Origin of the sequence: Pelagerythrobacter aerophilus (genome assembly GCF_003581645.1) — a bacterium.
Classification (GTDB): domain Bacteria; phylum Pseudomonadota; class Alphaproteobacteria; order Sphingomonadales; family Sphingomonadaceae; genus Pelagerythrobacter; species Pelagerythrobacter aerophilus.
Genome location: NZ_QXFK01000011.1, coordinates 1 through 12,162, shown reverse-complemented (window position 1 = coordinate 12,162; position 12,162 = coordinate 1). Strand labels below are relative to the sequence as shown.

Genomic DNA, 12,162 nt, shown 5'->3' with positions numbered 1-12,162 from the left:
TGCCGTCAGTCCTTTTCTCGTGTGTCGATCGACGCGCCTGCGCCGTGTCCGTCGCCGGCCCGCACGGTGTGGGCGGCGAGCGAGGCCGAATGGCCGAGGCTCTGGCGCTGCTTCATGGATCTCGCCCAGGATGGCGGGCCGTCAGAAGCCACTGCCTGTCCGTTATCGGAGGTCGAGGGTCCGGGGCCCGGCTTGATACGTCCGCCCATGTGAGCGACCGCCGAGCGCGCACCCTCGCGGAAGTTGCCGCGGGCGCTGTCGGTTGCCGCGCGCAGCGGGGATATCGCCGCGCCTCCCGCAGCGCGGCCGACACCGGCCATGCCGCCTGCGACGGCTGCACCGCCGCTCTTGCCCGCTGAACCCGCGGCATAGGCCATGGTCGCACCGCCGGCGGCGCGCGACGTGCCGCGAGCGACCGAAGACGCGGCGCTCGCGACCGCGCCGCTCGCCAGCCTGGCGCCGGCGACACCGCCGACCGCAGCCCCGCCTGCCAGAAGCGCGGTGCCTGCGGCAGCGCCGGCGCCCAGTTGCGGCCCGCCTGCGACGATCCCGTTGGCAATACCGGGGCCGAAGATGCCCAGTCCCAGCAGCGTCAGGCTGGCAAGGACAATGGCCAGGGCATCCTCGATCGTCGGCTCGCCCGGAATGGCACCGGTAAATTCGGCAAAGAGGGTCGAGCCGATGCCGATGATAACGGCCAGGACGAGCACCTTGATGCCTGAGGAGACCACGTTGCCGAGCACGCGCTCGGCCATGAATGCTGTCTTGCCGAACAGGCCGAAAGGAATGAGCACGAAACCCGCAAGCGTCGTCAGCTTGAACTCGATCAGGGTGACGAAGAGCTGGATTGCGAGGATGAAGAAGGCGATGATGACCACCGCCCAGGCGACGAGCAGGATGACGATCTGCAGAAAGTTTTCGAAGAAGCTCACATAGCCGAGCAGATCTTCCATGGATTCGAGCAGCGGCCAGGCGGCATCGATGCCGACCTGCGCGACCCGGCCCGGCTGCAGGAGGTCGGCAGCGCCGAGCCCGGAGCCGCTGGCCTTGAGACCGAGCCCGGCAAAGCTGTTGAAGACGACGTTGGCCAGCGCGCTCCAGTTGCCGATGATGTAGGCGAAGATCCCGACGAAGAGCGTCTTCTTGACCAGGCGGGCGATGATGTCGTCCTGTTCGCCCCAGCTCCAGAACAGGGCAGCCAGCGTCACATCGATCACGATCAGCGTGGTCGCGATGAAGGCAACCTCGCCCGAAAGCAGGCCGAAGCCGCTGTCGATGTAGCGGGAAAATATCGCCAGGAAGCGATCGACGACGCCGGTCCCGCCCATGTCAGCGCTCCCCGCGCATGGGGGGCGAAGGAATGACGGGAGCGGACGAGACCGATCCCTTGTTCAGCTCCGAATAGGCATCGGAATGCTCGACGCCGAAGAAGCGTCGCCGCTTCTCGGCCCAGGCCTCCCGGCAGTCGGACGAAGACAGCGCCAGCTCGCCCATTTGCGAACATGCCCTGAGCCGGGCGGGCAGTGAATCGCCCTCGGGAATCCGAGCGGGCGCGGCCGGCTCGACGCGCGGCTCGGGCTCCTCGCGCAGCTGCACGAGCGTCATGGCGATCGCGATGCCGACAAAAGCGGCAGCACCGATCCGCGCAAGGAGCTTGCCGTCCATCACGGATCAGTCCGATCCGCCGGGCACATAGCGGGGGCGGTCAGCGAGAAAACGGCCGAGCTGCTCACGCGCCTGGCGCTTTGCCGCCGCGCGGTCGGCGGCGTCGAGCGCCTGCGCGCGGTTCGAGGCTGCAAGCGTCGCCGTCAGATCGGCAAGCTGGCGTGCCTGCAGCGCGAGCAACTGGTTGCCCGCCTGGACCGCCTGCAGTGCGCCGGTAGCGGATTGGCTCGCCCCGACGAGACGGCCGATCGCTTCGCGCGAGCCTTCGATGTTGGCGACCGCGCCCGCCTGCACCTTCAGCGCGTCCTCGAAGCCGGCAATGCTGTTCTGCCAGCGCGCCTCGGCACCTGCGACCATCGCCTCCTGGGAAGCGTTCAGCGGCACATTCCTATATTGTGATGCAAAGGCCGTCTCGATCTCGCGCACGTCATAGGCGATGCGCTGGGCCTGACTCAGCAATCGCTGCGTCTGCCGGATCTGGTCCTGCAATGGCTGGAGGATGCTCGTCGGCAGACGCTGAAGATTCTTTGCCTGGTTGATCAGCGACGTCGCCTGGTTCTGCAGCATGCGGATCTGGTTGTTGATCTGCTCGAGCGTCCGCGCTGCGGTGAGCACGTTCTGGGCGTAGTTGGACGGATCGTAGACGATCCCGCCGAACTGCGCCTGCGCCGGCGCCGATATGACCGCTGCGCAACCGGCGGCAGCGAGCGCCGTGCTTGCGGCAAGGGTTCTAAGGTACCTGGACACGATCATGGGAAGGCTCCTTCGGGTCGCCGGGTTGCAAGGTTCGGGAGACGTCGCCCGCGAGCAGCTCGGCAGCCCAGTCGAGGCCGCGATGCCGTAGCCAGGCGGCGGCAAAGCCGGAGCGACCAGCGCTTTGGGCGATGCGGGCGATGGCGAGCTGGTCGCTCTTCGAGGACGCTCCGGCAAAAGCGAGTGCGACCTCGCCCATGCCGAGTTCGAACAGCCGGTTGCCCCTCGCGGACTGGCAGTAATAGTCACGCTTGGGCGTTGCCCGGCTGAGGATCTCGATCTGGCGGTCGTTCAATCCGAACCGCCGGTAGATGCTCAGGATCTGCGGCTCGATCGCGCGCTCGTTGGGCAGGAAGATGCGGGTCGGACAGCTCTCGATGATCGCGGGCGCGATCGCCGAGCTCTCGATATCGGCGAGGCTCTGGGTGGCGAAGACGACGCTGGCGTTCTTCTTGCGCAGGGTCTTGAGCCACTCGCGCAGCTGGCCGGCGAAGCCGGGACTGTCGAGCACCAGCCAACCCTCGTCGATGATGATCAGCGTCGGCGAACCGTCGAGCCGTCCCTCGATGCGGTGAAAGAGATAGGGGAGCACTGCCGCCGCAGCGGCCGAGCCGGTCAGGCCTTCGGTCTCGAAGGCCTGAAAGCGCGCGTCGCCGAGCCGCTCGCATTCCGCATCGAGCAGCCGCCCGAACGGGCCACCAATGCAATAGGGCGAGAGTGCCTGCTTGAGCGGCTGCGACTGCAGCAGGACGGCGAGGCCGGTCAGCGTGCGCTCGGCCACCGGCGCCGTGCCAAGCGAGGTCAGCGCCGACCAGAGATGCTCCTTGGTGGCGGGATCGACCGGGACACCTTCGGAGGCAAGGATCGCCTGTAGCCACTGCGCTGCCCAGCCCAGCTCCGCGGGCTCGTCGATGCGGGCCAGCGGCTGCAGCGACACGCCTTCGTCGCTGTCTTGGGAAAGGCTGGAACCGAGATCCTGCCAGTCGCCGCCGCAGGCGAGCGCAGCGGCGCGAATCGAACCGCCGAAATCGAACGCGAATATCTGCGCCCCGGCATAGCGGCGGAACTGCATCGCCATGAAGGCGAGCAACACCGACTTGCCCGCACCGGTCGGTCCGACGACGAGACTGTGGCCGACATCGCCGACATGGAGCGCAAAGCGGAACGGGGTCGTGCCCTCGGTCCTGGCGTAGAACAGCGGCGGCGCATCGAAGTGGTCGTCACGCTCCGGCCCCGCCCAGGTGGCGGACAGCGGGATCATGTGCGCCAGATTGAGCGTCGAGAGCGGCGGTTGCCGGACGTTCGCGTAGACATGTCCCGGGAGCGAGCCGAGCCACGCCTCGATCGCATTCATGCCCTCGGTGACGCAGGTGAAGTCCCGGCCCTGGATGACCTTCTCGGCCAGGCGCAGCTTTTCCGCGGCGAGTGCCGCCTCCTCGTCCCACACCGTGACCGTCGCGGTGACCAGCGCCATGCCGACATGGTCGGCGCCCAGTTCCTGCAATGCCGAATCGGCATCCTCGGCCTTGTTGGCCGCATCGCTGTCGACCAGCACCGAGGCCTCGTTGGTCATCACCTCCTTGAGGATGGCGGCGACCGACTTGCGCTTGGCGAACCACTGGCGGCGGATCTTGCCGAGCAACCTGGTCGCGTCGGTCTTGTCGAGCATGATCGCGCGCGTCGACCAGCGATAGGCAAAGCCCTGCGCGTTGAGTTCGTCCAGCAGGCCGGGAAAGGTGGCGCTCGGGAAGCCGATTACGGTCAGGGTGCGGAGATGCGCCCTGCCGAGGCGCGGCTCGAGACCGCCAACAAGCGGCTCGTCGGCGAGCAGCGCGTCGAGATGCATCGGGGTCTCAGGGACGCGCACTTCCTGCCTGCGCGTCGAGATACAGCCATGCAGGTAGCTCAGCGTCTCGCCATCATCGAGCCAGGCGATCTCGGGGAAGAATCCCTCAAACAGCCGGAGCAGGCGGTCGGTGCGATCGGCAAATCCATCGCGTAGTTCGCGCGGATCAATACCCTTCTCCGTCTTGCCTTCGTAGAGCCAGCTTTCGGCGCGCGCCGCGTCTTCGGGGGGCGGCAGCCACACGAAGGTCAGGAAATAGCGGCTTTCGAAATGCGCGCCTTCCTCGGCGAACTGAGCCGCCCGCTCGCGCTCGACCAGGGCGGATGCCGCATCGGGAAAATCGCACACCGGATAGCCGAGCGCGGGACGGCGCACCGCTTCGACGAAGATGGCCCAGCCCGAGCCCAGCCGGCGCAGCGCGCTATTGAGCCGCGCCGTCGTGGCAACGAGCTCGGCCGGGGTTGCGCTGTCGAGGTCCGGGCCCCGAAAGCGTGCCGTGCGCTGGAAGCTGCCGTCCTTGTTGAGGACGATGCCCGGCGCAACCAGCGCCGCCCAGGGCAGGAAATCGCTGAGCCGGTCGGCCTTGTTCCGGTATTCGCGAAGCGAGAGCATCTCAGACCCCGAAACAGGCGGGAAAGCGCAGGTGCCGCCGCGCGACATCGACGAACTGCGGATCGCGCCGCGCCGCCCAGACCGCGATCAAGTGGCCCACACCGAAGACTGCGAGACCAGTAACCCACAATTGCAGGCCGAGCCCGATGGCGCCTGCCAGCGTCGCATTGGCGATGGCGAGCCCGCGCGGCGCGCCGCCAAGCAGGATATGCTCGGTCAATGCCCGGTGAACGGGAACGGCGAAGCCGGGCGGCAGGCCGGATGCACTGCTTTCCATCAGACCAGCGCTCCGCCGCCGAAGGAAAAGAACGATAGGAAGAAGGAGGATGCGGCGAAGGCGATGGAGAGGCCGAAGACGATCTGGATCAGCCGCCGGAAGCCGCCCGAGGTGTCGCCGAAGGCCAGCGCAAGGCCAGTCGCGATGATGATAATCACAGCGACGATCTTGGCGACCGGCCCCTGGATCGATTCAAGGATCGCCTGCAACGGCGCTTCCCAGGGCATCGAAGAGCCGGCAGCATGAGCGGGGGCTGCGAGCGCCAGCGCGGCACAACCAACCGCGACAAAGGCAGGCAGGCGCGAACGCGCCCGAAACAAGGCGTAGGTCACAGGGAATCTCCTTGGGTTGGGCAGAGGGGTACGAGAACGTACTCGCCTCGCGCATCGAGCGGACGGACCTCGACCAGTTCGGCGAGGCGTCGGCCCGCTGCGTCGCGGACCAGCACCGCGATCACGTCGATGGTCTCGGCGATGAGCGCGCGCGGTACGGTGACCACGCTCTCCTGGATCAGCTGCTCGAGCCGCCGCAGTGTGCCGAGCGCGGTCCCGGCATGGATCGTACCGATCCCGCCCGGATGTCCGGTTCCCCAGGCCTTCAGCAGATCGAGCGCTTCTGCGCCGCGGACCTCGCCGATCGGAATGCGATCGGGCCGCAGCCGGAGTGCCGAACGGACGAGATCGGACAGCGAAGCCACGCCGTCCTTGGTCCGCAGTGACACGAGATTGGGTGCAGCGCACTGCAACTCGCGCGTGTCCTCGATCAGGACCACGCGGTCGGCCGACGACGCGACTTCGGCAAGCAGGGCGTTGGTGAGCGTCGTCTTGCCGGTCGAAGTGCCGCCCGCGACAAGGATATTCTTGCGCTCGGCAACCGCAGTGGCAAGCGCCTCGGCTTGCCAGGGAGCCATGACGCCGGCCACCACATAATCATCGAGCGTGAACACGGCGACGGCGGGCTTGCGAATGGCGAAGCTCGGCGACGACACCACCGGTGGCAGCAAACCCTCGAAGCGTTCGCCGCCTTCGGGCAGCTCAGCGGACACGCGTGGCGCTCCGCCATGCACCTCGGCCCCTACATGGTGCGCGACCAGCCGAATAATCCGCTCGCCATCGGCGGCAGTCATTGTCCGCCCGGTTGCTCCAAGACCTTCTCCCAACCGATCGATCCAGAGGCGCCCGTCCGGGTTGAGCATGACCTCGATCACCGACGGGTCTTCAAGCCAGGACGCGATCTCCCGCCCCAGAGCTGTGCGCAGCATGCGCGCGCCGCGCGACGATGCTTCTGACCGGATCGGGACCACGCTCATGCCTTGCCTCGGACCACCGCGGCCGACGTCCGGTCGCGTTCTGAGGCACATCAAGAAGACATGATTTTAAAGCCCGGCAACAGGAACTGGCAGGCGTCGAATGATGGCGCAGAAAAGGGAGGCCGGGCGTAGAAGGCGGAGCGTGGCGATCCCAAGACAAGTGGTCAACCGGTCGGGGCCCGGGTGCGGAGTTCTAGGCGCAGTTGAGAAGCTGACGTCCGGGAAGACAATGACACGGTCGGCTGCCGCCGACATAGTTGACACTCGCCGGCACAAATGAACACGCCAAAAGCTGCCCCACATTCATGATGATGAGTCAGTGGCGAGGAGGGGCCCGTAAACGGCCCCGGCAATTGCTGACCAAGCAGAAGCAGTAGCGGCTATTCCGACTAGGCGGATTGGACCTGGGGCTTGGAGTCGCCGTTGGCGACAATGCACCCACACGGGGCCTCGCACGAAACGATCGGCGAGATCGAAGCCGCCAAGGCGGATCAGCTAACCGCTGCGGTCAGCCCGGGTGGCAGGGCTTGCCCTCACGGTCCCAACGCGCCGCGATGGCGTATTCGGTGCCGTCCCATCTCCGATAAGGAAAGCAGAAGCCCGGCAGACCCACCTCGATGTCCGGATAGTTGTCCGCGCCCCGGCTTTCGAGGAAGTTGATGAAGCCTTGTGTGGAGAGCATCACGGACCACGCTCCCGTGGAGGTTTGCGTCAAGACGCTCGAAGCTACGCCCACGGAGCCGTTGCAGTAAGAGCCGCTGTCGCGGATCATCGCTTCGGGGCGGCCATCGCCGTTGATGTCTTCGATCATCGCCAATTGTGCTTCCGAACGGCCAGATGCATCATCGGTGCAGCTAGTCCATCGTCCTCCGCCAACCGCCTGGACGCCTGCCGCCTGGAATATGGCTGCACGTTTCAAGGCAGGCAGATTCCTTGCGTCGGAAGTTTGATCCTCCGTCCAGTCAAACAGTTTCGTTTGCGATATGGGAGTGCCGGCCATGCCGCGCGGCGAAGGCGGTGATGCGGCCGTCAGTTCACTCGCGGCAAACGGGCTGCACCGGTTTGGCGGGCCATAGTCCGTACCCGCGAAGCGACGTACGCCGGGACAGGCGGAATCGGGATCCGCCAGAAGCAGGTTGTTCCATCCGGACGTGCGTGCGGCGTCGAAGCCAACAATACCATCCTCAGCGATCAACCGCTTCCAGCTTCCATCGGGCTGCTGGGCCATGATTGCGAAGTAGGCGCCCGGCTTTCTGTAACATCGGGGATCGACGTCAGCCAAGTGCACCTCGGCGCGACCATCGCCGTTCAGATCGACAAAGGCGATCCGCGGATTGGATGCGCCGCCGCAGCGGTTTACTGGCCGCCCTGATGTGACGCTGAAACCTGCTTCCTCGAACAGCTGGATTGCTTGTTCGTTCGTAAGCGCCGGACGCGGGGTCGCCGTCTGCGCTAGGGTCGAAGACCCGATGCAAGCGACCGCGCCCAGCAACGATGCAATCGAAATCTTCCGCCAGTCACGCATGACGTTCCCCAGCGACCGCGAGTGTTCTGCGGATATACCACCGGTCTGCCTTGAGTGGAACGGTCCAGCGAGAGAGCCAAGAGGTAGTAAATTAAGTCAGTCCTGGAGTGACCAGGATGTCAGTGCCGACGCATTTCGCCGACAAAGCCGCCATTCACCGCTTAGATCACCGCCCCCCAAAGCGGCGATTCGTTCATTTCGCTCGCCGCGCGGCCCTGGACGGCTGACTTTGGGAACAACTCGGATTCAGGCACGTGGCCCATTTAGCGGAAAGCTTAGGCGCGGGATGTCGTCGATGCGCCACAAGCTGGCGATCAGCCCGCGCTCATCCGCGTCGAGAATTTCGCTCGAAGTTGCAAATTCCAGCTCCTCGATCCGTTCGAGTACCTCGCGGCGCGCCTCGATCGTCAGTGGCCCCATGCCCTCCTGACCGCTCCGTCGTCTGGGCCAGCGCCGCGACGGATCGTTGCGTATCTCGGTCAGCCACTGTCGAAACTTAAAATAGGGGATCAGTTCGTGATGCCCTGACCGGATAAGCTCGGCGCCTGACCGGTCCTTGCGCACGACCGTGCACGTCCAACAACCGAACCTACCCGAGGCGCATGGCGGCGCCTCTGGCGCCTTGATGACAGGACACTCGCCCGAAGCGTCGCGGTACAAGTCCTCGAGCGCCTGCGGCTTCAAGCAGCGCGGTTCAGACAAGCCAAACACGGCGTCCCAAACTTCGGGCACGTCCATTTCGACTATCGGCAGGAACAAATCATATTCGCCGACGCCCTCGCGCTGCTTCTGCCAATAGAGATCGGCTGAGCGCTGCAGCGAGCGATCGCGTTGGCGACTTTCTGACCGGCGCAGCCCGAGCGCTAGGACGGTGTCCTCGGGCCGATGTCCTCGGATGAATTGAGATACGGGCCGGATGCGCAGGCCTGTCGTGCACCAACGGAACGAGTTGGTCGGTGGCGGATAGCCTCGACCAATGAGCCGAACAAAAAAGCGGTCTTGGACCGGCGCTTTCAAAATACGGACACCGATTGGTAGCTCGGCGGATTCGAACTCGGCACGCATGCGCATGAGCAGGGTCTTGACGTAGGCATCGAGGATCGGATTTTCGACGCCGGTATCGCAGTAGATTAGCGTCGCGGCCCTCGGGCGCACTCTGGCGCGGCGATAGGCCGATAGAAAAATCTTCAGGACCGCAGACGAGTCCTTGCCGCCGGAAAAGGCGATGACCCAATGTGCATCGGCACGCTGCTCGAGCGCTTTGACGCACATGTCGATCGCGTGGAGGACCGCATCACGCATTGAGAGCTGTCATCTTGTCGACAACCTGCTGTTTGAGCTGCTGCTCGATGTAGTCGAGTTGGTAGGTGCCGAGGCTGATGTGCCGCACTTTCGCGGCCCACTGCATACCAATCGAAACGATAAGCAGGCTGGCAAGGATCGCCACGGCGCGCCAGGCTCCTACGCCGCAAATCCAAGCGATCAGGTTGCCCGCGAGGAAAATCGCCGAGATGGCTGTCAGGTCAGCGAACGATGTCATCATCGCTCCGTTGAACATTACGTCCTCGGAGCGCTTTTCGAGCGATTTGTCGTTATCGACCAAAGCGTAGAAGACGTTCCCCACCCGCTTCCACGAAAATTTCGTCAGGTCGTCGGGCAGTCCTGAGATGGCGACGAGCCGAGTACGAATGCGTTCGTCGATATCTTCGCGGAACGGTCGGTAGGCCCAGTCGCGGACCGGAAGATACTGATAGATCGCGGCGATGATGAGATAGCTGAGATTGTAGCCGAGATCGTTGACGCTGAACGGCACGTCTTCCGATGTAAGCCTCAAAATCTTGGCTGTCGCATAAGCGAGCACCACCAGAATGACGGCGGGCGCGAAGAAGCGAATGAAGCGCAATGTAGATCGCGACACGATGACCTCCCCATCCGACGATCTATAAGCGAACTCGAGTTTTTTCCGAAGCGACTTGATAAGTGGGCCTCGTCCAGAATGACGATGGTACAAGGCAATCGCCCACTTCGGTCGCGGCGAAGCTTTTGCCCACGGGCCACTGGTCAAGGAGGCCGTCGTGTTCAGCCTCTACAATGTTAAGGCCGATAGAAAAACCAAATCGCTTGGAATCCGAGCAAGATCGATGCCATAGTTCCAACTTGCGCGAGTGTCGGAGAGAAGCCTCGCTTCGGAGGTAAGCGACGCATGAGGCACAACTACAAACCAAAAGCGATCACACGGGTTGGCTTCGCCTATCAGGACTTAGTCGCCGCCGAGACGCTTCTCGAATTCTATCGATACCCGAACAAATATCAGTGGGTTCAGGTGGAAGCATCCGACCCGTCTTTTCGTGCCGTGGATGACGTGGTTGCGTGCCGGGCCGACGGGCGCTTCGAACTTACCCAAGTCAAATTTGCTGTCGATCCGGACAACCCCACGACAGCCCTCGATTGGGATTGGCTTCTCGCCAAAAAGCCCAAGGGTAAGTCTCTCCTTCAGCACTGGGCTGGGCCAGTCACTGCGCATGCGAATTCCGGATTGCTAGCGAGTGCCAGTCTAAAAACTGACCGGAAGCCCGATGCGGAGTTTTCTAAAGCGTTGAAGGGTAGCCGCGTCAGCTACTCAAAAATCCCAGCGAACATCCGCAAGCGGATCGTCTCGCAGCTTGGATCGACGGGCACAGCTCAAAAGTTCTTTTCCAACTTTGACTTTGTTCATTCCCAGCCCGTTCTTGAGGATCTCGACGCCATCCTATGGACGCGCATCTCATCTGACACAGACCGCGCTGGCTGGGCACTGTTTCAGAAGCAGCTCCAGTTATGGGCTACTCAGAAGAACTGGCCACATCCAGACGGGTGAACCGCCCCGGGATTGTCGGAGGCCCTAACTCCTGAGAGGAGGGGTCTACGATGAGCAAGACGACGAACAAGTTTGCACCGGAAGTTCGCGAGCGGGCAGTCCGCCTGGTTCTGGACCAAGAGAGCGAGCATCCATCCCGGTGGGCAGCGATCACATCCATAGCGGCGATGATTGGCTGTTCAGGGCACACGTTGCTGGAGTGGGTGAAGAAAGCCGAGGTGAACAGCGGCAAGCGTGCCGGCGTACCGGTGGAGGTTGCAGACAAGCTGAAGGCGCTGGAACGCGAGAACCGCGAGCTGCGCCAGGCCAACGAGATCCTGCGCAAGGCCTCTGCATATTTTGCCCAGGCGGAGCTCGACCGCCCGTTCAAGCGATGACCAGCTTCATTGATGAGCATCGGGGTGAGTATGGGGTCGAGCCGATCTGCCGGGTTCTGCCGATCGCCCCATCAACCTACCACGAGCGTGTCGCACAGCGCCGCGATCCGTCGCGCCTGTCACCACGCGCCCAGCGCGACGAAGCAATGAAGCCCGAGGTTCAGCGCGTGTTCGATGCCAACTTCAAGGTCTACGGGTATCGCAAGGTGTGGCGGCAGATGCAGCGCGAGGGCTTCGATATTGCCCGCTGCACGGTGGAACGGCTGATGCGTGAGCTGGGCCTGCAGGGCGTGATCCGGGGGAAGCCGGTGAAGACGACGATGAGCGACAAGGCAGCGCCATGTCCGCTCGATCAGGTCAACCGCCAGTTCCATGCACCGGCACCCAACATGCTGTGGGTCTCGGACTTCACCTACGTCGCGACGTGGTCCGGGTTCGTCTATGTCGCCTTCGTGATCGACGTTTACGCCCGCTATATCGTGGGCTGGCGGGTGAGCAGAACGGCGCATGCCAGCTTTGTACTCGATGCCCTGGAGCAGGCGATCCATGACCGACGGCCTGTTCACCGTGGCGGCCTGATCCACCACAGTGATCGTGGCAGCCAATATGTCTCGATCAAGTATACCGAGCGTCTTGCCGAAGCCGGGATCGAACCATCGGTCGGCAGTGTTGGCGACAGCTACGACAACGCCTTGGCCGAAACGATCAACGGCCTTTACAAGGCCGAGGTCATCCACCGCCGAGGTCCGTGGCGATCATTTGAAGCCGTGGAATACGCCACGCTCGAATGGGTCGACTGGTTCAACAACCGGCGCCTGCTCGCGCCCATCGGCAATATCCCGCCTGCCGAAGCTGAAGCACGATACTACGCCATGCTGGACGACACGCCCATGGCGGCATAATTTAAACCGAATGGCCTCCGGCAATCCCGGGGCGGTTCA

At 63.9% G+C, this 12,162-nt stretch carries 12 protein-coding genes and 1 other annotated feature; of the genes, 2 read left to right on the top strand and 10 right to left on the bottom strand.

Annotation, left to right across the window (positions count from 1 at the left end):
• Positions 1–5 precede the first annotated feature (5 nt).
• From trbL to D2V04_RS02685, 10 genes are all read right to left on the bottom strand, one after another.
• Entirely contained in the window at positions 6–1,328 is a 1,323-nt protein-coding gene (trbL, locus tag D2V04_RS02730; protein WP_119511825.1) for a P-type conjugative transfer protein TrbL, read from the bottom strand.
• A 1-nt stretch (position 1,329) separates the two neighbouring features.
• Positions 1,330–1,665, bottom strand: coding sequence for a putative entry exclusion protein TrbK-alt (gene trbK-alt, locus D2V04_RS02725; RefSeq protein WP_119511824.1), 336 nt, complete (start codon positions 1,663–1,665; stop codon positions 1,330–1,332).
• 6 nt (positions 1,666–1,671) lie between these two features.
• Entirely contained in the window at positions 1,672–2,418 is a 747-nt protein-coding gene (trbJ, locus tag D2V04_RS02720; protein WP_119511823.1) for a P-type conjugative transfer protein TrbJ, read from the bottom strand.
• Positions 2,396–4,876 (bottom strand): conjugal transfer protein TrbE, encoded by a 2,481-nt coding sequence (trbE, locus tag D2V04_RS02715; RefSeq protein WP_119511822.1) that lies wholly within the window; start codon positions 4,874–4,876, stop codon positions 2,396–2,398. Before trbE ends, trbJ begins: the two co-directional genes overlap by 23 nt.
• 1 nt (position 4,877) lies before the next feature.
• Positions 4,878–5,153 (bottom strand): VirB3 family type IV secretion system protein, encoded by a 276-nt coding sequence (locus tag D2V04_RS02710; RefSeq protein WP_119511821.1) that lies wholly within the window; start codon positions 5,151–5,153, stop codon positions 4,878–4,880.
• Positions 5,153–5,473: a TrbC/VirB2 family protein gene (locus D2V04_RS02705; protein WP_267463443.1), complete on the bottom strand. Its 321-nt coding sequence runs from the start codon at positions 5,471–5,473 to the stop codon at positions 5,153–5,155. The genes D2V04_RS02710 and D2V04_RS02705 overlap by 1 nt, the downstream gene beginning before the upstream one ends.
• Positions 5,474–5,481: 8 nt before the next feature.
• On the bottom strand, positions 5,482–6,462 hold the full coding sequence (gene trbB, locus D2V04_RS02700) for a P-type conjugative transfer ATPase TrbB (RefSeq protein ID WP_119511819.1): 981 nt from the start codon (positions 6,460–6,462) through the stop codon (positions 5,482–5,484).
• 508 nt (positions 6,463–6,970) lie between these two features.
• Positions 6,971–7,987 (bottom strand): hypothetical protein, encoded by a 1,017-nt coding sequence (locus D2V04_RS02695; protein ID WP_119511818.1) that lies wholly within the window; start codon positions 7,985–7,987, stop codon positions 6,971–6,973.
• Positions 7,988–8,233: 246 nt separating this feature from the next.
• Positions 8,234–9,289 (bottom strand): phosphoadenosine phosphosulfate reductase domain-containing protein, encoded by a 1,056-nt coding sequence (locus tag D2V04_RS02690; protein WP_119511817.1) that lies wholly within the window; start codon positions 9,287–9,289, stop codon positions 8,234–8,236.
• Positions 9,282–9,890 (bottom strand): hypothetical protein, encoded by a 609-nt coding sequence (locus D2V04_RS02685; protein WP_119511816.1) that lies wholly within the window; start codon positions 9,888–9,890, stop codon positions 9,282–9,284. Before D2V04_RS02685 ends, D2V04_RS02690 begins: the two co-directional genes overlap by 8 nt.
• Before the next feature lie 300 nt (positions 9,891–10,190).
• Between D2V04_RS02685 and D2V04_RS02680 the strand changes: the two genes are divergently transcribed.
• A complete protein-coding gene (locus tag D2V04_RS02680) occupies positions 10,191–10,844 on the top strand; it encodes a hypothetical protein (protein ID WP_119511815.1) in 654 nt (217 codons plus the stop codon).
• Positions 10,845–10,894: 50 nt separating this feature from the next.
• Positions 10,895–12,123, top strand: a protein-coding gene (locus tag D2V04_RS02675) for an IS3 family transposase (protein WP_119511571.1) whose coding sequence is annotated in 2 segments (ribosomal slippage) — positions 10,895–11,183 and positions 11,183–12,123 — 1,230 coding nt in all. Because the reading frame shifts where the segments join, the coding sequence is not laid out codon by codon here.
• Positions 11,176–11,292 (top strand) — a sequence feature (AL1L pseudoknot). Its footprint overlaps the gene before it by 117 nt.
• Positions 12,124–12,162: the final 39 nt, after the last annotated feature.